The sequence below is a fragment of the Rhodoferax koreense genome, from assembly GCF_001955695.1.
In the GTDB taxonomy this organism is placed as follows: Bacteria; Pseudomonadota; Gammaproteobacteria; order Burkholderiales; family Burkholderiaceae_C; genus Rhodoferax_B; species Rhodoferax_B koreensis.
Genome location: NZ_CP019236.1, coordinates 3504412 through 3523806, shown reverse-complemented (window position 1 = coordinate 3523806; position 19395 = coordinate 3504412). Strand labels below are relative to the sequence as shown.

The 19395-nt window shown below is 65.2% G+C and carries 23 protein-coding genes; 11 read left to right on the top strand and 12 right to left on the bottom strand.

The window, feature by feature from the left end:
* Window positions 1–3 precede the first annotated feature (3 nt).
* A complete protein-coding gene (locus tag RD110_RS16350; protein ID WP_076200452.1) occupies window positions 4–1110 on the bottom strand; it encodes an S-(hydroxymethyl)glutathione dehydrogenase/class III alcohol dehydrogenase in 1107 nt (368 codons plus the stop codon).
* A gap of 156 nt (window positions 1111–1266) precedes the next feature.
* Here RD110_RS16350 and RD110_RS16345 point away from each other — a divergent pair, with 156 nt between their 5' ends.
* A complete protein-coding gene (locus RD110_RS16345; RefSeq protein WP_083686313.1) occupies window positions 1267–2190 on the top strand; it encodes a patatin-like phospholipase family protein in 924 nt (307 codons plus the stop codon).
* 125 nt (window positions 2191–2315) lie between these two features.
* On the opposite strand, the gene phaP is transcribed toward RD110_RS16345, so the two are convergent.
* The 3 genes from phaP to RD110_RS16330 all read right to left on the bottom strand — a co-directional run bounded on the left by phaP (window position 2316) and on the right by RD110_RS16330 (window position 4016).
* Window positions 2316–2861: a TIGR01841 family phasin gene (gene phaP / locus RD110_RS16340; protein WP_076205128.1), complete on the bottom strand. Its 546-nt coding sequence runs from the start codon at window positions 2859–2861 to the stop codon at window positions 2316–2318.
* A gap of 304 nt (window positions 2862–3165) precedes the next feature.
* Complete coding sequence (locus tag RD110_RS16335) at window positions 3166–3735, bottom strand: hypothetical protein (RefSeq protein ID WP_076205125.1); 570 nt, start codon at window positions 3733–3735, stop codon at window positions 3166–3168.
* Between the two features lie 59 nt (window positions 3736–3794).
* Complete coding sequence (locus RD110_RS16330) at window positions 3795–4016, bottom strand: CsbD family protein (protein WP_076200451.1); 222 nt, start codon at window positions 4014–4016, stop codon at window positions 3795–3797.
* A gap of 236 nt (window positions 4017–4252) precedes the next feature.
* Here RD110_RS16330 and pncB point away from each other — a divergent pair, with 236 nt between their 5' ends.
* From pncB to RD110_RS16305, 5 genes are read left to right on the top strand one after another with little or no spacing between them, the layout of a single operon-like run.
* Window positions 4253–5449, top strand: a complete 1197-nt coding sequence (gene pncB / locus RD110_RS16325; protein WP_076200450.1) for a nicotinate phosphoribosyltransferase — start codon at window positions 4253–4255, stop codon at window positions 5447–5449.
* Complete coding sequence (locus RD110_RS16320; protein ID WP_394329417.1) at window positions 5446–6846, top strand: sodium:proton antiporter; 1401 nt, start codon at window positions 5446–5448, stop codon at window positions 6844–6846. The genes pncB and RD110_RS16320 overlap by 4 nt, the downstream gene beginning before the upstream one ends.
* 14 nt (window positions 6847–6860) lie before the next feature.
* Window positions 6861–7847 carry a 2-hydroxyacid dehydrogenase gene (locus RD110_RS16315; RefSeq protein ID WP_076205120.1) on the top strand — a complete coding sequence of 329 codons (987 nt, stop codon included), beginning with the start codon at window positions 6861–6863 and terminating at the stop codon, window positions 7845–7847.
* Window positions 7848–7856: 9 nt separating this feature from the next.
* On the top strand, window positions 7857–9239 hold the full coding sequence (locus RD110_RS16310) for a DNA recombination protein RmuC (RefSeq protein WP_076200449.1): 1383 nt from the start codon (window positions 7857–7859) through the stop codon (window positions 9237–9239).
* A gap of 10 nt (window positions 9240–9249) precedes the next feature.
* On the top strand, window positions 9250–10428 hold the full coding sequence (locus tag RD110_RS16305) for an MFS transporter (RefSeq protein ID WP_076200448.1): 1179 nt from the start codon (window positions 9250–9252) through the stop codon (window positions 10426–10428).
* Here the strand turns inward: RD110_RS16305 and RD110_RS16300 are convergent.
* Entirely contained in the window at window positions 10400–11269 is an 870-nt protein-coding gene (locus RD110_RS16300; protein ID WP_076200447.1) for an LOG family protein, read from the bottom strand. The two genes, RD110_RS16305 and RD110_RS16300, sit on opposite strands and share 29 nt — an antisense overlap.
* A gap of 188 nt (window positions 11270–11457) precedes the next feature.
* Between RD110_RS16300 and RD110_RS16295 the strand changes: the two genes are divergently transcribed.
* Window positions 11458–11655, top strand: a complete 198-nt coding sequence (locus RD110_RS16295) for a CsbD family protein (protein ID WP_076200446.1) — start codon at window positions 11458–11460, stop codon at window positions 11653–11655.
* Between the two features lie 54 nt (window positions 11656–11709).
* A complete protein-coding gene (locus tag RD110_RS16290) occupies window positions 11710–12204 on the top strand; it encodes a BON domain-containing protein (RefSeq protein WP_076200445.1) in 495 nt (164 codons plus the stop codon).
* A 225-nt stretch (window positions 12205–12429) separates the two neighbouring features.
* On the opposite strand, the gene RD110_RS16285 is transcribed toward RD110_RS16290, so the two are convergent.
* From RD110_RS16285 to RD110_RS16260, 6 genes are all read right to left on the bottom strand, one after another.
* Window positions 12430–12744, bottom strand: a complete 315-nt coding sequence (locus RD110_RS16285) for a BON domain-containing protein (RefSeq protein WP_076200444.1) — start codon at window positions 12742–12744, stop codon at window positions 12430–12432.
* Between the two features lie 102 nt (window positions 12745–12846).
* Complete coding sequence (locus RD110_RS16280; protein WP_083686312.1) at window positions 12847–13278, bottom strand: hypothetical protein; 432 nt, start codon at window positions 13276–13278, stop codon at window positions 12847–12849.
* Window positions 13268–13648 carry a hypothetical protein gene (locus RD110_RS16275; RefSeq protein ID WP_076200443.1) on the bottom strand — a complete coding sequence of 127 codons (381 nt, stop codon included), beginning with the start codon at window positions 13646–13648 and terminating at the stop codon, window positions 13268–13270. Before RD110_RS16275 ends, RD110_RS16280 begins: the two co-directional genes overlap by 11 nt.
* Window positions 13649–13720: 72 nt before the next feature.
* Entirely contained in the window at window positions 13721–14113 is a 393-nt protein-coding gene (locus tag RD110_RS16270; RefSeq protein ID WP_083686311.1) for a hypothetical protein, read from the bottom strand.
* Between the two features lie 42 nt (window positions 14114–14155).
* On the bottom strand, window positions 14156–14320 hold the full coding sequence (locus RD110_RS16265; protein ID WP_076200442.1) for a DUF1328 domain-containing protein: 165 nt from the start codon (window positions 14318–14320) through the stop codon (window positions 14156–14158).
* 185 nt (window positions 14321–14505) lie between these two features.
* Window positions 14506–15864 carry a sensor histidine kinase gene (locus tag RD110_RS16260; RefSeq protein WP_076200441.1) on the bottom strand — a complete coding sequence of 453 codons (1359 nt, stop codon included), beginning with the start codon at window positions 15862–15864 and terminating at the stop codon, window positions 14506–14508.
* 133 nt (window positions 15865–15997) lie between these two features.
* Here RD110_RS16260 and RD110_RS16255 point away from each other — a divergent pair, with 133 nt between their 5' ends.
* Window positions 15998–16630 carry a response regulator gene (locus tag RD110_RS16255; protein WP_076200440.1) on the top strand — a complete coding sequence of 211 codons (633 nt, stop codon included), beginning with the start codon at window positions 15998–16000 and terminating at the stop codon, window positions 16628–16630.
* A 37-nt stretch (window positions 16631–16667) separates the two neighbouring features.
* Here the strand turns inward: RD110_RS16255 and RD110_RS16250 are convergent, their stop codons facing one another.
* On the bottom strand, window positions 16668–17045 hold the full coding sequence (locus tag RD110_RS16250) for a response regulator (protein WP_076200439.1): 378 nt from the start codon (window positions 17043–17045) through the stop codon (window positions 16668–16670).
* Window positions 17046–17330: 285 nt separating this feature from the next.
* Here RD110_RS16250 and RD110_RS16245 point away from each other — a divergent pair, with 285 nt between their 5' ends.
* Together RD110_RS16245 and RD110_RS16240 are read left to right on the top strand one after the other, a co-directional pair.
* Window positions 17331–18005, top strand: a complete 675-nt coding sequence (locus RD110_RS16245; RefSeq protein WP_076200438.1) for a lipocalin family protein — start codon at window positions 17331–17333, stop codon at window positions 18003–18005.
* 68 nt (window positions 18006–18073) lie between these two features.
* A complete protein-coding gene (locus tag RD110_RS16240) occupies window positions 18074–19288 on the top strand; it encodes an MFS transporter (RefSeq protein WP_076200437.1) in 1215 nt (404 codons plus the stop codon).
* Window positions 19289–19395 lie beyond the last annotated feature (107 nt).

The window sequence follows — 19395 nt, the reverse complement described above, 5'->3', positions numbered from 1 at the left end:
GGCTCAGTACAGAACCACGCCGCGGATCGACTCGCCAGCTTTCATCAAATCGAAACCCTTGTTGATGTCTTCCAGCGGCATGGTGTGCGTGATCAGGTCGTCGATGTTGATCTTGCCTTCCATGTACCAGTCGACGATCTTCGGCACGTCGGTGCGGCCGCGCGCGCCGCCGAAGGCCGAGCCTTCCCACTTGCGGCCGGTGACGAGCTGGAACGGCCGGGTGCTGATCTCGGCGCCGGCTTCGGCCACGCCGATGATGATGCTGCGGCCCCAGCCCTTGTGGGTGCACTCCAGCGCCTGGCGCATCACCTTGGTATTGCCGATGCATTCGAAGCTGTAGTCGGCACCGCCGTCGGTCAATTGCACGATGGCATCGACCACGTTCTCGGTGTTCTTCGGATTGATGAAGTGCGTCATGCCGAATTGGCGCGCCATGGCTTCGCGCTCGGGGTTCAGGTCCACGCCGATGATCTTGTCGGCGCCGACCATCTTCGCGCCCTGGATCACGTTCAGGCCGATCCCGCCCAGTCCGAACACCACCACGTTGGCGCCGGCCTCCACCTTGGCCGTGAAGATCACCGCACCGATGCCGGTGGTCACGCCGCAGCCGATGTAGCAGACCTTGTCGAACGGCGCGTCCTCGCGGATCTTGGCCAGCGAGATCTCGGGCGCGACGGTGTAGTTGCTGAAGGTGCTGGTGCCCATGTAGTGGAAGATCGGTTGGCCGTCGAGGCTGAAGCGGCTCGTCGCGTCAGGCATCAGGCCCTTGCCCTGGGTCCCGCGGATCAGCTGGCACAGATTGGTCTTGCGCGACAGGCAGAACTTGCACTGGCGGCACTCCGGCGTGTAGAGCGGAATCACGTGGTCACCCTTCTTGAGGGTGGTGACACCGGGGCCGACGTCGACCACGATGCCTGCGCCTTCATGGCCCAGGATGGCGGGGAAGATGCCTTCCGGATCGGCACCCGAGAGGGTGTAGTAGTCGGTATGGCAGATGCCGGTGGCCTTGATCTCGACCAGCACTTCGCCGAACTTCGGGCCTTCGAGGTCGACGGTTTCGATGGTCAATGGGGCGCCGGATTTCCAGGCGACGGCGGCTTTGGTTTTCATTCGGATGTTCCCTGCGGTGCGATGGACAAACCTGCACTATAGCGACGCCGACGAAGCACGGCCCGCCGGCGGCATGGCGCCGGGAGGGAACTAGATCGGCCGAGCGAGAATAGGCGCCCAGTTCTCCCAGGAGCCAGATTGCGAACCGCTTTTTCCATGTTCCCCGCCGCCGCCGTGCCGCGCCTTCGCCGTGCCGTGGCGGCCCTGCTGGCCGGCGCGGCGCTCGCCGGCTGCATGTCCACCCCACCGGTGGCGCCGCCAGCATTGCCCACGGTGCAGATTCCCAGCGCCGCGCTACGGCCGCCGCGCATCGGCCTGGCGCTCGGCGGCGGTGCGGCGCGGGGCTTTGCCCATGTGGGCGTGATCCAGGTGCTCGAGGAGGCCGGCATCCGGCCCGATCTGGTGGTCGGCACTTCGGCCGGCAGCCTGGTCGCGGCGCTGTATGCGAGCGGCAAGAGCGGCGCGCAGCTGCTGCGGGTGGCGCAGACCATGGAAGAGGCCGCATTCACGGACTGGACGCTGCCGATCTTCAGCCGCGGCATGCTGCGCGGCGAGGCGCTGGCGCGTTACGTCAACGCGCAACTCGGCGGCAAGCTGATCCAGGACATGCCGCTGCCCCTGGGCATCGTTGCCACCGACCTCAACAGCGGACAGGGCGTTCTGTTCCAGCGCGGCGACACCGGTACGGCCGTGCGGGCCTCCAGCGCGGTGCCAGCGGTGTTCCAGCCGGTGAAGATTTCGGGTCACGAATACGTGGACGGTGGCCTGGTCTCGCCCGTGCCGGTGCGTTATGCGCGGCAGATGGGGGCCGAACTGGTGATCGCGGTGGACATCTCCAGCCCGCCCGAGGGCAACCTGGCCGGCGACACGCTGCAGATCCTGCTGCAGACCTTCGCCATCATGGGCAAAAGCATCAACACCTACGAACTGCGCGACGCCGACCTGGTGGTGCGGCCCGGTCTCCTGGGCGTGCAGAGTGCCGACTTCAACGCCCGGCTGCGCTCCATCGAAGCGGGCCGGCAGGCCATGCTGCAGGCCTTGCCCCAGCTCAGGACGGCGATGGAAGCCAGGCGCAAATAGACCTTGAGTGACGACGCCAGACAAAAAAAGGCCCCGTCTTGCGACGGGGCCCTGCAAGGATCCCTGAGCCGGATGGCTACGAAAGGACCCGAGGAGACTCTCTGAAATCCGAGTCGTGCAGCGAATTAACGCTTCTTGGTGGCAGCGGCGCCAGCGTTCACGGCGGTCGTGGCCACAGCCTTGAAGTTGGCTTCGGCGACGTCGGAAGCTTGCTTCACGGCCTTTTGCACGGATTCGAAAGCGTTGTTGGCGGTGGCCATGGCGCTCTTCATCACGGCGACGGCGGATTCGGAACCGGCAGGCGCGTTCTTCACGGCGCTGTCGACCAGACCGGCGATCTTCTTCTGAGCTTCGGAAGCTTGCGATTCGATGGCCTTGGTGAATTCGGTGCCGGTGCCTTGGGCGATGTCATACAGGTGACGGCTGTAGGCGGCGGTCTTCTCGGCCAGAGGCTGCAGCAGGCTGGCTTGCAGGGCCAGCAGCTCTTGCGCGTCCTTCACGCTCAGCACGGCTTGCGAGTGCGAAGCGGCTTCGGACAGGGCAGCCTTGGAAGCGGTCACGTTCAGCTCGACCAGTTTTTCCACGCCTTCGAAAGCCTTGTTGGTCAGGCCGAACAGGGTTTCGACGGTTGCTTTGTGGGAAGCCAGAATTTGTTCTGCGGTCAACATAATCAATATCTCCAGTAAATAAAAAAAGGGAACCTAGGGACTGCTCCGACTGATCTTTCCGGCCGACCCGGTTATGTTGCAGTGCAGCATGGATTGAATTATAGGCACCGATTCCTGGCTGGCAAGCGCTTTTCGCTGCACTGCAACATATTAGGGCGCAGCTCCTAAACCGCGCGGCCGCCTCGATCCGGAGATAGCGCAGGCGTAAAAAAACCGCCCAGGCATTGCTGCACTGGACGGCGTAGAGGCTCTCGCCCTTCAATCCGATGTCGCGCCGATATGCTCCGGCGCGACGCTCCCTGATGGGTTACATGCCGTACTTGGTCTTGGCGTCGGCGATGCAGGTGTCCTTGGCATTGCCGCTCATGGCGTCGCAGCGTTCCTTGGCCGCGGCATACAGCGCCTTGCGGTTGTCGGCCGTGGCTTCCTGGCGGGTTTCGGCGACCTTGGCGGTGTTGCCGTTATTGGCCTTCATCGCCGATTCGGCGACCTTGGCATTGCCCAGGGCCACGGTGTGGGCCGCCTTGGCATCCTTCACGCACACGTCCTTGGCGTTGCCGGAGAGGTCATCGCACTTTTCCTTGGCCGTGTCGTAGGCGGCGTCGGCCTTGGCCTCGCGCACCTTCACGTCGTTCTTGGCGCTGGGCTTGTACTGGGCATCGTTTTCGGCCTTGGCGACCTTCTCGGCGCCCTTGGCTTCGGAGACGCAGATGTCCTTGGCATTGCCGCTCATGGCACCGCACTTGTCGCGGTTGACCTTGAAGTCGGCTTCGATACGCTCGTTCTGTGCCTTGTGCTCGGCCGAGGTCAGGGCCATGGCGCCCGTGGCGCAGCCCAGGGACATGGCGAGGGCGAGGACGAGCTTAGTGTTCTTGATATTCATGGTGTTATTCCTTCAGAGTCAAAGTTGTGATGGAGATGATTTGGGAAGCGGGATCAGGATTTCTCGAAGAAGAAACTGGGGTTCTTCTTCTCCCAATCCAGCACTTCACGGTCCGCGGCTTCCTGCGTCAGGCCGTGGCGCTGCTGGATGCGGCCGATCAACTGGTCGCGGCGGCCTTCGAAGACGTCGAGGTCGTCGTCGGTCAGCTTGCCCCATTGCTCCTTGAGCTTGCCCTTGAACTCTTTCCAGTTGCCTTCGATGCGATCGCTGTTCATATGGCTCTCCTTCTTTTTTGCGGTACATGTCCGCCGGCTGCAACGCGTCTTGCGTGGTCAGTTCCGGCGTGAGATGACTGTAGGCAGAGCGGCGCGGCCGGGTGGTAGGACGCGCCGATTGCGGGGCGTAGGCTGAAGCCGACATTCGTTGCCCGCCAGGGATGCCACAATGGCGCTTCAGAAATACGGTCCACCGCCTACCGCCCGGACAAGCGGAGTGCCCAGCCTGCCTCATCATGATCATCACCAGCCTGCTCGACACCGACCTCTACAAGTTCACCATGATGCAGGTCGTGCTGCACCAGTTTCCCGGCGCGCAGGTGGAGTACAAGTTCAAGTGCCGCAACCCCGGCGTGCAACTCGCGCCCTATGCGGCCGAGATCCGCGACGAGATCCGCTCGCTGTGCAGCCTGCAGTTCCAGGACGCCGAACTCGCCTACCTGCGCTCGATGCGCTTCATCAAGAGCGACTTCATCGATTTCCTCGGCCTGTTCCGGCTCAACGAGAAATACATCCAGGTCACGCCGCAGCCCTCGGGCGAGATCGAGATCTCGATCAAGGGGCCGTGGCTGCACACCATCCTGTTCGAGATCCCGGTGCTGGCCATCATCAACGAGGTCTATTTCCGCAACACGCAGACGGTGCCTGACTTCATCGAAGGCCGGCGGCGGCTCGACGTGAAGATCGGCGAACTGCATGCCGAGGGCCTGGGTGAGCTGAAGATCGCCGACTACGGCACGCGGCGCCGCTTCAGCAAGGCCTGGCACGAGGAGGTGCTGCGCGTGCTGGTGGCGCGGCTCGGCGCCGGGCCGCGCGGGCAGTTCGCGGGCACCAGCAACGTGTTGTTCGCCATGAAGCTCGGCCTGACGCCGCTGGGCACCATGGCCCATGAATACCTGCAGGCCTGCCAGGCGCTGGGTCCGCGGCTGCGCGACAGCCAGGTGTTCGGCTTCGAATCATGGGCCAAGGAATACCGCGGCGACCTGGGCATCGCGCTGTCCGACGTCTATGGCATGGACGCCTTCCTGCGCGACTTCGACATGTATTTCTGCAAGCTCTTCGACGGCGCGCGGCACGACAGCGGCGACCCGTTCCAGTGGGGCGAGCGGCTCATCGCGCACTACCGCAACAACCGCGTCGACCCGTTGACCAAGACCCTGATCTTCAGCGACGGCCTCACCGTGCCGCGCACCATCGAGCTGTACCGCCAGTTCCAGGGCCGCTGCCTGCTGGCCTTCGGCATCGGCACCAACCTGACCAACGACCTCGGCGATCCGCCGGCGCACGTGCCGCTGCAGATCGTCATCAAGATGGTGCGCTGCAACGGCCAGCCGGTGGCCAAGCTGTCCGACACGCCGTCGAAGAACATGTGCGAAGACGAGAAATACCTGGCCTACCTGCGCCAGGTCTTCGAGATCGCCTCGCCAACATGATGCGCCGCGCCATACTTTCGCTGGCGCTGTTGTCGCCGGGCCTGGCGCTGGCGGCCGAGGTGCCGGGCGCGCAGCTGTCGGCGCTCTGGGGCGTGCCGTTCGCCGGCATCCTGCTGTCGATCGCGCTGTGTCCGCTGTTGACGCCGGCCTTCTGGCACCACCACTTCGGCAAGATCGCGGCGGCGTGGTCGCTGGCCTTCCTGCTGCCCTTCGCCGCCGTCTACGGCCCGGCGCTGGCCGGCAGCAGCCTGGTCCACGCGCTGGTGGCGGAGTACATCCCGTTCATCATCCTGCTGACGGCCCTGTTCACCGTGGCCGGTGGCATCTACATCCGGGGCAACCTGCATGGCAGCCCGGGGCTGAACACGGCCATCCTGGCCATCGGCGCGGTGCTGGCCAGCTTCATGGGCACGACCGGCGCCTCGATGCTGTTGATCCGCCCGCTGATCCGCGCCAACGACAACCGCCTGCACAAGGCCCATGTGGCGATCTTCTTCATCTTCATCGTGTCCAACATCGGCGGCTCGCTCACGCCGCTGGGCGACCCGCCGCTGTTCCTCGGCTTCCTCAAGGGCATCGATTTCTTCTGGACGGTGAGCCACATCTTCCAGGAGACGCTGTTCCTGATCGGCGTGCTGCTCGCCTTGTTCTATGCGCTGGACAGCTGGTATTTCCGCAAGGAAGGCGTGCTGCGTGCCGACCCGACGCCCGACACAGGGCGCGTCGGCTTCGATGGCGGTCTCAACTTCTTGCTGCTGCTGGCCGTCATCGTGCTGGTCTTGCTCAGCGGCCTGTGGAAGTCTCCGGTGGCCTTCGACGTGGCCGGCACCGAGGTCGGCCTGCCCGGCCTGGTGCGCGACGCCGGGCTGGTGCTGGTCACGCTGCTGTCGCTGTGGCTCACGCCCGCCAAGGTGCATGCCGACAACCAGTTTTCCTGGGGCCCGATGCAGGAGGTGGCCAAACTCTTCGCCGGCATCTTCCTGACCATCATTCCGGTGATCGCCATGCTGCGCGCGGGCACCGACGGCCCCTTCGGCGCGGTGGTGGCGGCCGTCACCCGGCCCGACGGCCAGCCCGACCCGGCCATGTATTTCTGGGCCACGGGGCTGTTGAGTTCCTTCCTCGACAACGCGCCGACCTACCTCGTGTTCTTCAACACCGCCGGCGGCCATCCGCAGACCCTGATGACCACGCTGGCACCGACGCTGGCGGCCATCTCCGGCGGTGCGGTGTTCATGGGGGCGAACAGCTACATCGGCAATGCGCCCAACATGATGGTCAAGGCCATCGCCGAGGAACGCGGCGTGCGCATGCCGAGCTTCTTCGGCTACATGGCCTGGTCGGTCGGCATTCTGGTGCCTTTGTTCATCGTGACCACCTTCATCTGGTTCAAGTAGTGACCATTCCCAACATGTCCAAGCCCAAGATCCTCGTCGCCCGCGCCGTCTTTCCCGAAATCATCGCCCGGCTCGAACAGCATTTCGACGTCGAAGCCAACCCGTCGGACACCGTCTTCACCAAGGCCGGTCTCATCGAGCGGCTGCAGGGCAAGGCCGGCGCCTTCACCACCGGCAGCGAACGCATCGACGCGGAGGTGCTCGAGGCCTGCCCGGATCTCAAGATCTGCGCCAACATGGCGGTCGGCTACAACAACTTCGACATCGACGCCATGACGGCCGCCGGCGTACTGGCCACCAACGCGCCCGACGTGCTGACCGAAACCACCGCCGACTTCGGCTTCGCGCTGCTGATGGCCACGGCGCGGCGCATCACCGAGAGCGAACATTACCTGCGCGCCGGCTTGTGGACCAAATGGGGGGTGGACATGTTCACCGGTGCCGAGATCCATGGCAGCACCCTGGGCATCATCGGCATGGGCCGCATCGGCCAGGGTATCGCCAAGCGGGGCGCGCACGGCTTCGGCATGAAGGTGATCTACCACAACCGCTCCCGGCTCGACCCGGCGCTCGAAGCCGAATGCAAGGCCCGCTACGTCGGCAAGGAGGAACTGCTGAAGACCGCCGACCACGTGGTGCTGGTGGTGCCGTATTCGGCGGCTTCGCACCACACCATCGGCGCGGCCGAACTCGCGCTCATGAAGCCCAGCGCCACGCTGGTCAACATCGCGCGCGGCGGCATCGTGGACGATGCGGCGCTGGCCGTGGCCCTGCGCGAGAAGCGCATCGCCGCCGCGGGCCTGGACGTGTTCGAAGGTGAACCCGTGGTGCATGCCGCGCTGCTGGACGTGCCCAACGTGGTGCTCACGCCGCACATCGCCAGCGCCACCGTGCCCACCCGCATGGCCATGGCCCGTCTGGCCAGCGACAACCTGATCGGATTCTTTGAGGAAAACAAGCCGCTCACGCCCATCAATCCTGCGGTATTAGCTACAAAATAGATAGTATCGATGCCGTTTGACCTGTCTGCGCTGGGCTGGATCGCCATCGGTCTGGCCGTGCTGAATTTCATCCTGTTGGCGGTGCTGCTGCTGCGGGGCGCGCCGCGCTTCGATCCGGCCGAGGTGCTGGCTGGCGTGCAGCAGGGCAACGAACACATCGAGCGTGAACTGCGGCGCGAAATCACGGAATCCGGTCGTGCCGCGCGCCAGGAACTGGCCGGCAACATGGCCACTTTCCAGCGCACGCTGATGCAGCAAAGCGGCGAGGCACTGCGCACGCAGAACGCGCAGATCGACGCGTTTGCGCAGCAACTCACGCTGCTGCAGAAGACGCTCTCGGACACCCTCACCACGCAGTTGCAGAACCTGAGCGAGGCCAATGCGCGGCGCCTGGGCGAGGTGCGCGCGACGCTCGAATCGCAACTCGCCCAGTTGCAGCAAAGCAATGCCGCCAAGCTCGACGAGATGCGCCACACGGTGGACGAGAAGCTGCAGACCACGCTCGAGGCGCGGCTGGGCGAAAGTTTCAAGCAGGTGGCCGACCGGCTGGAGCAGGTGCACAAGGGCCTGGGCGAGATGCAGTCGCTGGCGCAGGGCGTGGGCGACCTGCAGCGGGTGCTGACCAATGTGAAGACGCGCGGCATCTTCGGCGAGGTGCAGCTCGGGGCCTTGCTCGAACAGGTGCTCACGCCCGAGCAATACGGCAAGCAGGTCGAGACCAAGCCGCGCAGCAACCAGCGCGTGGACTTTGCCGTGCGCTTCCCCGGCCGCCAAGGTTCGGATGGCGACGGCGCGCCGGTGTGGCTGCCGATCGATGCCAAGTTCCCGCGCGACGACTACGAGCGCCTGCTCGACGCGCACGAACGGGCCGACGCCGTGGCCGCCGAAATCAGCGCCAAGGCGCTGGAAGCGCGCATCCGCGCCGAGGCGAAATCGATCGCCGAAAGCTACCTCGCGCCGCCGCACACCACCGACTTCGCCATCCTGTTCCTGCCGATCGAAAGCCTGTATGCCGAGGTGTTGCGCCGTCCGGGCCTGATGGACAGCCTGCAGCGCGACCACCGCGTGACACTCGCCGGCCCGACCACCTTGCTGGCCATGCTGAACAGCCTGCACATGGGTTTCCGTACGCTGGCGCTGGAGCAGCAGGCCAGCGAGGTGTGGAAGGTGCTCGGTGCGGTGAAGACGGAATTCGAGCGCTACGGCGAATGGGTGGCGCGCATCCGCGAACAGGTGCAGAAAGCCTCCGACACGCTGGACAAGGCCGACACGCGCACGCGCCAGCTGCGCCGCGCCTTGAAGGTCGTGGAGGCGCTGCCCGACGCGCAGGCCAAGGCCTTGTTGGCCATCGATGCGGTAGACGAAGAAGATGCGTCCACCGGCAGTTCATGAGGCTTGAAGCATGAACGCTGCCCTGGCCCGCCTGATCCTGGCCCACGTCTGTGTGCATGCCTGCATGGCCGGCACCCGGCTGGCCGCGCCGTTGCTCGCGCTGAGTCAGGGTTATGGTGCCATGCCGGTCGGCTTCCTGCTGGCGCTGTTTGCGCTGACCCAGGTGTTCCTGGCGCTGCCGGCCGGACGTTATGCCGACCGCCACGGTCTGCGCCGGCCGGTGATCTATGCGGTGGTCGCCGCCGTGCTCGGCGCGGGCCTGGCGGCGGTGTTCCCGATCTACCCGGTGTTGTGCTTCGCGGCGCTCACCACGGGCGGCGCCACCGGCGTGGCCTCCATCGTGCTGCAGCGCCATGTGGGCCGTGTCGCCGAGGGCGCAACCCAACTCAAGCAGGTGTTCAGCTGGCTGGCCACCGGGCCGGCGTTTTCCAATTTCTTCGGGCCCTTCTGTGCCGGCCTGATGATCGACCACGCCGGCGCCACGGCCGGCGCGCTGTCCGGTTACCGGACCGCGTTCGCCGCCATGGCGCTGCTGCCCATCGTCAGCTGGCTGCTGGTGCGCACGGCGAAAGAGCTGCCGCGCATTCCGCATGTGCCGGGCGCTGCAAAGCCGCGGGTGTGGGACCTGCTGCACGAGCCCATGCTGCGCCGCCTGCTGCTGGTCAACTGGGCGCTGTCCTCGTGCTGGGATGTGCACACCTTCGTCGTGCCGATCCTGGGCCACGAGCGCGGATTGAGTGCGTCCCTGATCGGTGGCATTCTCGGCGCGTTCGCCATCGCCGCGGCCGCCGTGCGCGTCATCATGCCGCTGCTGGCCGAGCGGCTGCGCGAATGGGCGGTGATCACCGGGGCGATGGTCGCCACGGCGGTGCTGTTCGCGGTGTATCCGTTCTTGCCGACCGCCTGGACCATGGGCCTGGTGTCGGTGCTGCTCGGCCTGGCGCTGGGCTCGGTGCAGCCCATGGTGATGAGCACGCTGCACCAGATCACGCCCGAGCACCGCCACGGCGAGGCGCTGGGCCTGCGGCTCATGAGCATCAACGCCTCCAGCGTGCTGATGCCGATGCTGTTCGGCGCCCTGAGCTCGCTCATCGGCGTGGCCGGGCTGTTCTGGATCGTCGGCGCCTTCGTGGGTGGCAGCGCCCGCGGCGCCTGGCTGCTCAAGCCTCCAGCTGATAGAACGCTTTGATCGCGTCCCAGCCGGCCTGCGGCTCGTCCACGTACTGGAACAGCTTCAGGTCCTCGGGCGAGATCGCGCCTTCCTCGATCAACACGTCCAGGTTCAGCAGGCGCTTCCAGTAGTCGGAGCCGAACAAGATGATCGGCACCGGCTTGGCCTTGCCGGTCTGCACCAGCGTCACCACTTCGAAGAGTTCGTCGAGCGTGCCGAAACCGCCCGGGAAAGCCACCAGCGCCTTGGCACGCATCATGAAATGCATCTTGCGCAGCGCGAAGTAGTGGAACTTGAAGTTGAGTTCCGGCGAGACGAAGCGGTTGCCGCTTTGCTCGTGCGGCAGCGCGATGTTCAGGCCGACGGTGAGCGCGCCCATCTCGTGCGCGCCGCGGTTGGCCGCCTCCATGATGCCCGGCCCGCCGCCGGTGCAGATGTAGAGGCGATCGGCGGCTTCGCGGCCGGCGCTGTAGGTTGCGACGAGCCGCGCGAACAGCCGCGCCTGGTCGTAGTAATGGGCGTTGCGCATGCGCCGCTCGGCGACCTTGCGCATGGCCGGGTCGTCGCTCGCGCGTGCGGCGGCCAGTTCCTTCTGCGCATCTTCCGGTGCCGGAAAACGCGCGCTGCCGAAGACGACGATGGTGTTTTCGATGCCGAGTTGCTGCTGCTGCAGGTCGGGCTTGAGCATCTCGAGCTGGAAGCGGATGCCGCGGGTCTCGCGGCGCAGCAGGAACTCGGGATCGGCGAAGGCCAGCCGGTAGGCGTCCGCGGCCAGGGGATCACCGTTGTTGGCGTGCGCCTGAAGGTCGGCCCAGGCCTGGGCGAGCTTGCTTTCTTTGATATTTTCAGTGGTTTCCATAGGGGGCCATTGTGGGGGTAAAACGGCGGCTTTCCGTTGGCTTTGCTCCCGGCTGGGCGCGCAGGTTTTTCCTGGTGTCCTACAGCAGTCTCAGGCAACGCCGACACCTGTCGAGCACAGCTTAAATGATAGTGATCACAGGTAGATGACGGGTGTCAGTTACCGCAAACCACCGCAAAGGATTTGACATGAACAAGAACCAAGTTTCCGGCCGCGTCGACCAGGTCGCCGGCAAGGTGAAGGAAGTCGCTGGCAAGGCCGTCGGCAACGACCGGCTGGAAGCCGAAGGCAAGGTTCAGAAGGGCATTGGCAAGGTCGAGGCCACCGTGGGCGATGCCCGCGAGAAGGCCAAGGACACCGCCAAGAAAGCCGTCGACAAGTTGTGATCCGCACCGGCCAGCCGCTTCGGCGGCCGGTCGCCATTTGACCGGGAGACAGAAATGCATCAATTCAAGCAAGCGAACCCAGGCCTGCGCACGACCCTGGTGGCGGCAGGCGCATTGGCGCTGACCCTGGGCCTGTCGGCCTGCAACAAGCAGGACGGCGGCCAGACCGTGGGACAGAAGCTCGACAACGCCGTGGCCAAGACCGAACAGGCGGCGGGTGAAGCCAAGAACGACGCGAAGAACGCCATGGCCTCCGCCGAATCCTCGATGAAGGGTTCGGGCAGTGAAGCCAAGGCCGACGCGAAGGAGGCCGCCAACGCGGTGGCCAACACCGTGGACGACATGGCGATCACCACATCGGTTTCCGCCGCGCTGGTGAAAGATCCGGACCTGAGCGCCATCAAGATCAACGTCGACACCAAGAACGGCGCGGTCAGCCTCAGCGGACCGGCCCCGTCGGCTGCCGCGAAGGAACGCGCCACCTCGATCGCACAGGGGGTCAAGGGTGTGACATCGGTGACCAACAACTTGACGGCACCGGCTGGCTGATCCGATCCTGGTGACAGGGGCCAAAAAACTGCTTCCACGGAGGCAGTTTTTTTATGCCCTAGAAGCTGGGGAGGAGGGCCGCGACGACCGGCCAGGCGGTGGCATTTCGCCGGATCCTTCGCCGCAAGATGTGCAAAGACAAAGGGCAGGCTCTGGACGTTCCAGATGCCTGCCCTTGAAGGTCCGGCGGGGCACGCCCCGCGGTCCTGGCCTCGACGGCCGGGATTAAGGACGGATCACGAGGTTGTTGCGCACGCTGTTGACGCCCTTGACACCGCGAGCGATCGATTCGGCGGCAGACTTTTCGGTTTGCGACTTGGCGAAGCCGGACAGCGCCACCGTGCCGTTCAACGTCTGCACGTTGATGGCGCCGGCATCGACGGCCTTGGATTCGACGAACTGGGCCTTCACCTTGGTGGTGATTGCCGCGTCGTCCACGTACGCCCCAGCCGATTGCTGGTCGCGGACGACCGCGCAGCCGGTGGTGACGATGGTGATACCGGCCAGGGCGGCGAAAGCGAGAGCACGAGCGTATTTCATGATGATTCCTTCAGATATTTTGAGTTTGTGTCGGTGCGTAGTTGAAAGACATCCGGGTCTGCGGCACCACGCCGACCCGGCTGCAAAAAAGGATAGCGGACTTCATGCCCCGTCCGCGTTCGGCGGTGCGAACAGCGTCACGGCGGTCGAGGTGAATCCCGACGATTTCAAAGGCGCGAGCAGCAGGGCTGTCAACGGCAGGATCTTCCACGGCTTGATCACCATCGCCGCGGCGCCCACGGCCGCCGCGATTCCGACCATCTTGAACGGCTCCTGGGCCGCGTATTCATCGATCGAGGGGCGGGCGATCTGCACCGCGTAGTTGACTGGATGGTTGCGCCACCAGCTGCGCGCCAGGAACTTGAGCTTGCCCCAGGTGCCACGTGGCGCCAGCGCCGGATCTTCGCTCATGCGTTCGTCTTCATCGTGCTGTGGCAGGCGGCCCCTCGCCATGTGGCGGGAGATGGCGTTGCGGCTGAGGGCCAGGCGTTGCTTGGCACTCAGGGAGGTGATGTCCAGGCCTTCAACGTCCATGATGGCCTCCGGCGGCGCGCAAGGTGGCGACATCGCTTTCGATCTGCGACTTGAATTCGGCATAGTGGCCGCCCGACAGCGGTTTCCTGGCGAGCACGAAGGCGACGAGCGCCAACAGCAGCGCCACGCCGGGCACCGCCGCCAGTGCCCAGTGGAAGTGGCCGTGCATCACGCCCAGCATCACCGCGGTGCCGGCAAGCGTGAGGCACAACATCAGCATCAAGCCCATCATCACCCAGGCCATCGCCTTGACGACGAGCTCCGTACCCACGGACTTGGTTTCCTCGCCGAGCAGGGCGGTGTAGCCCGAGAGATGGTCCACGATGAGATCCGGTCGTGTGACCAGCGTGGAAAAGATGGGATGCAACATGGCGGGCGGCTTGGGTGGCTGATGGTGTTTAGGAAAGGCGAGGCCGCTTCTGGTCGACGGGCTGCGGGGCGGTCAGTAGTCGTTGTGGTTGCGACGCGAGACCAGCAGCGCCGCGATCACGGCGCCGGCGGCAGCGGCGATCAGCACCGACTTGACCGGTTGCTCGGCCACGTAGCGGGTGGTCACGTCGGCGTATTCGGCAAGGCGCTGCTGCGCCTTGGCGCGTGCATCCTGGGCGAGTGCGCTGCTGCGGCGTGCGAGTTCCTGGGCCCGGCTGGCGATGTGGTCGATGGCGGGATCGATGCTGGCGCGCAGGTCGCGGGCCTTGCGGTCGGCCCGGCCGATCGCGTCGTTGGCCAGGTCGCGGGTGCTGGTCACGGCTTCTTCGGCCGTTTGGAACACGGTGTCGGAGAGGTCACGGGTGGCGGACTTCAGGTCGTCAGTCTTGGAGAAAGGGGAGTACATGGCGATGTCCTTATAAAAATGTTCTTGCAAGAGGAGGCAGCTTCAACTCTTCTTGAGCAGGCTGATGACGAAACTCACCACGGCCATGATGGCGAAGATGAAGAACAGGATCTTGGCGATTTCCACGGCACCGGCGGCGATGCCGCCAAAACCGAAGATGGCCGCGATGAGCGCGATGACGAGGAACACCACGGAGTAATGCAGCATTTGTTTCTCCTAGTCGGGTCGAGGCCCTTGGGTTGCATTGGGACTCGGAATCGAATCGCCTGCCGCTAGGTTAAAGACACTGCTGTCGAGAGCCGATCAGTCTGGGGCGGCTCGCCGCGTCATCCGCTGCGCGGGTTGCGCGTAGGACCGGGCCGACGGTGCGGCCGGCCGCGCGGCGATGCGGCTCAAGTCGCCGAAGCCGCCGGCTTGCTGGTGGGCAATACGGCGGAGATGTGGGTGCCGCCGCTCACCGAGGAGGTGATCGTGAGCTTGCCGCCGGCGGCCTCCACGCGATGGCGCATGCCGGTCAGGCCATGGCCCGAAGGCGAGAAGTGGCTGGAGTCGAAACCCCGGCCGTCGTCGCCCACGTCCACCGAGATGTGGCCGCCATAGTTCTGCATGCTGACCGTGACCTGGCTGGCCTGCGCATATTTGCCGATGTTGGTGAGCGACTCCTGCACCAGCCGGTAGACGGTGAGTTGCGAGGATTCGTCGAGCTCCACCGGCTCGAGGTTGGTGGTGACCGGCAGGCCGGAGCGGTCGCCGAATTCGCGCGTGAGGATTTCCAGCGAGGCGTGCAGGCCGAGGTTGGACAGCGAGGAGGGGCGCAGGTCCTCGATGATGCGGCGCTTGAGCGCGATCACGCTGTTGAGCGTTTCCGTCAGATGCTGCAGCCGCTGCACCGCGTCGGGCGACTCGCTGCCCATGCGCGACTTGAGCCGCGCCACGTCGAGTTTGGCGGCGGTGAGCAGGGCGCCGAGCTCGTCGTGCAGTTCGCGCGCAAGATGGCCGCGTTCCTCCTCGCGCACCTGCTGCAGGTGGGTGGCCAGTTCGGCCAGCGTGGCCGTGCGTTCCTTGACCTGCTGGCCCAGCAGGTCGCGTTCGCGCTGCAGGCTCTGCTGCTCGCGCTGGTCCACCGCCTTGAGGGCATTGGTCTGGCGCAGGTACATGTAGAAGGCCAGCAGGCCGATGACGGCGACGATGGCGATGCCGATGCGCGACAGCTGCAGGGACTGCGTGATCTGCGACTGCCCGCTGGACAGCCGATGCCGGCTCACGTCGATGAGCTGGTAGGACTGGTTGCGGATCGCATCCATCTGCTCCTTGCCGACGTCGGTGGTCAGCACGAATTTCCAGGCGTCGTCATTGCCCTGCTTGCGCAGGCGCACGCTCACGTCCATCTCGGCGAGTTTGCCCTGCACGCTGCGCGACAGCATCGCGAAGCCGGCCAGTTCCTCGGGATGCGGCATGTACAGGCGGCGCAGCGTGTCGAGGTTGGTGTTGAGGTTGGAAGTGGCGAGCTGGTACGGCTCGAGGTAACGCGCATCACCGGTCAGCAGGTAGCCGCGCTGTCCGGTCTCGGCGTCCAGCATGTACTGCAGCAGCTTGTTGAGCTCGCTGCTGGTCTGCTGCGCCTCGGAGATGCTGCTGAGTGCATCGACCGAGCGCTTGTAGGCCGTCTCGTTGATGCCGACCAGAACACAGGCGGCAGCCACCGCAAGCGGCAGGCTGATCGCCATCTTTGGAATAGAAAACCATCGCATAGACGTGTCCAGTGACTTAAGCCAGTTAATTCGTGAATAATGAGCAACGTGCAATCGGCCGATATGACCGCAACCGCTGCAAATTCAAGTTCATGCCTGCGGCTGCAGGCACCCAAAAGAGAGAGAGATCCAGATGATCAAGATCGGCATTGTGGATGACCACGCCATCGTCCGTTCCGGACTGAAGCAGTTTTTTTCCGACCACGTGGACCTGCGTGTGGTGGGCGAGGCCGCGAGCGGCCGCGAGGCCATCGACCTGGTGCGCAACACCGAGATGGACGTGCTGTTGATGGATCTGTCCATGCCCGGGCAGACCGGCATCGACGTATTGGCCATGATCCGCGCCAAGGCGCCGGACCTGGGCATCCTGATCCTCAGCGGTTATCCCGAGGAGCACTACGCGATGAACCTGATCCGCCAGGGCGCGAGCGGCTACCTGAACAAGGAGTGCGACCCGATGGAGATCGTGAACGCGATCCGCACGGTGTCGATGGGCCGGCGCTACATCACGCCGGCGGTGGCCGAACTGCTGGCTCAGCAGATCAACCGCAAGGGCGACGCACCGGCGCACGAACAACTGTCGGAGCGGGAGTTCCAGGTGTTCCTGAAGCTGGCCAAGGGCGAGACGGCAGGAGACATCGCCAATACGCTTTCGCTGAGTGTGAAGACGGTGAGCACCTACCGCACGCGTCTGATGGAGAAGCTCAACCTGGCGTCCAACAGCGACCTGACCTACTACGCGCTGAAGAACAAGCTGATCGATTGATGGCCTGAGCGGCATCAGGCGGCTTCAGATCCTGGAATCAAGATCTCTCCGCCTGTTCGACGCAGAAGTCGATCAGGGCGTCGATTTCATTGGATTTGTCGAAGACCGCATCGACCCCGAGTTGCTCACAGCGCTTGCGGATGTCGGCGGTGGCATAGTTGCTCAACACCACGATCTTCTGGCCCGGCAGGCGTTGCCGCACCGCGGACAGCACCCCGAGCCCGCTGCCTTGTTTGAGGAAGAGATCGACGATCGCCAGATCCCAGTCGGCTGCATGCTCCGACAACCACGCCTTCCCCTCGTTTTCGGTTTCGGCCGTGCCTACGGCTTTGATGCCCGCCAGTTCTTCCAGCGTGGCGATCAGATTTTCGCGAATCGTCGGATTGTCTTCGACGATATATGTTCTCAGTCCCACGTTTAGCCCATGTCAAGCGGTTGGTGCTATGCATCTTCATCGATCGCGTGCAGTCCAAACCGGTAGCCGAAGGATTTGAAAAGCATTCTCTTGAACGTACCGCCTCGATCCATTGCATTGTGCCAGTGCCGAGGGTCGGAGTTCGTAGGACTCGGCCTACAGTCGCGCCGCTGTAGGCCAGTTCCCACGGCACTTTCCGCCGCGGACCCACCGCGCGGTGCAGCATCCGTGGCAACAATTTGTGAGCGACGGGCGTGATCCCGTCGGAACAACCAGCCCACGATCATGCAAGCCCTGTTCAACTCCGCGCTGGCCGCTGTGGCTACGCTCACCGCGGCCGCGTCGATTGCCTTCGGCGAAACCGCCACTGCGGATCTGGCCCTGGCTGGTGCCCGGCCATCCGGGCCTCCGGTGGTGCAGAAGCTCGACTTGCAGCGCTATAGCGGCGCCTGGTTCGAACAGGCACGCCTGCCCAACGTGTTCCAGCGGGAATGCGCCTCCGACGTGATCGCGCGCTACACGCCGCAAGCCGGGGGGCTGAAGGTGGTGAATGGCTGCCGCACGGCGAATGGCGGATCCCGGGAGGTCGAAGGAGAGGGCCGTCGCGTGGCCGCGCTGGGCTCGCCGGAAGGCCAGCTCGAAGTGCGTTTCGCCCCGCGCTGGCTCAGCTGGCTGTCTGCCGTCTGGGCCGACTACTGGGTGCTCGAAATCGACCCTGACTATCAAGTGGCACTGGTCGGCACGCCCGACCGCGAATATCTCTGGCTGTTGTCGCGCGCGCCATCGCTGCCCCAGGCCGAGCGCCGGCGCTGGCTGGCGAAGGCGGCGCAATGGGGCTATGCCGTCGACAAGGTGGTGCTCACGCCGCAGTCGCCCGATGGCGCGCCTGGCCCCGATCACACCGAGACCCACGGAACCCACGAGACCCAGGAAACCCACGAGACCGTCTCGCGACGCTGACAGGCTGCGCCGGGGCGCCGTATGCCGGCCCAGCCGGACCGGCATCGCTCTGCTGATAAGCTCGGCCGATGCCTGATCTCAGTCTTTCCGCGCTGCTGCGCCAGCGCGCCTTCGTCCGCATGTGGTTCGCGCGCTTGTTCGGCACCACCGGCAACCAGATGCTGATGGTGGCCGTGGGCTGGCAGATGTACGACCTGACGCACAGCGCTTGGGATCTGGGCCTGGTCGGCCTGTACCAGTTCGTGCCGGCGCTGCTGCTGACCCTGGTGGCCGGCCATGTCGCCGACCGAGTCCACCGCGGCCACATCGTCGCGGCCTGCCTGGCCACGCAGGGCTTGGCAGCCATCACCCTGGTGCTGGGCACGCAGGGTGGCTGGGCCAGCCGCGAACTGCTGCTCGCCGTGTCTGTGGCGCTGGGTGTGGCGCGTGCTTTCCAGATGCCGGCGCAGCAGGCGCTGACACCGATGCTGGTGCCGCCGGCAATGCTGCCACGCGCCATGGCGCTGAGTTCGGCCGGCATGCAGTCGGCCATCATCGGCGGGCCGGCCCTCGGCGGCGTGATCTTCGTGGCCGGTGCCAGCGCGGTCTACGCGACCTGCGCCGTCCTGTTCCTGATCGGCGGCGTGCTGGTTGGCGGCCTCCGCTACGGACACACGCCGGCGCCACGGGAGCCCGTGACGGTGCAGAGCCTGCTGGCCGGCGTGTCCTTCATCTGGCAGCGCAAGCCGGTGCTCGGCGCGGTGTCGCTCGACCTGTTCGCGGTGCTGCTCGGTGGCGCCACCGCGCTGTTGCCGATGTATGCCAAGGACATCCTGCACACCGGCCCTTGGGGCCTGGGCCTGCTGCGGGCGGCGCCTGCCGTGGGCGCGCTCGTCACATCGGTGGTGCTCACGCGCTGGCCGCTGGAGCGGCGCGTGGGCCGCACGCTGCTGCTGGCGGTGGGGTTGTATGGCGTGTGCATGCTGGTGTTCGGCGTGTCGCGCGACATCCGGCTGTCGATGCTGGTGCTGGCCATCTCCGGCGGGGCCGACATGGTCAGCGTGGTGGTGCGCCAGACCCTGGTGCAGCTCGAGACGCCGGACGGCATGCGCGGCCGTGTCAGCGCCGTGAACTCCGTGTTCATCGGCGCGAGCAACCAGTTGGGCGAATTCGAGTCGGGCGCCACGGCGGCGCTGTTCGGTCCGGTCGGATCCGTGGTGCTGGGTGGCATCGGCACCCTGCTCGTGGCGGCGGCCTGGACGCGTCTGTTCCCGTCGCTGGCCCGCCGCGACCGCATGGCGTAGCGCGGCGGCCGTTACTTTACGGTGCAAATCAAGCTGTCGGCGGAATGGAACCCTGTAGTTTCCCCAATGGCTTACTAAAATTGTGGGTTTAGATTGACCACAGGCCG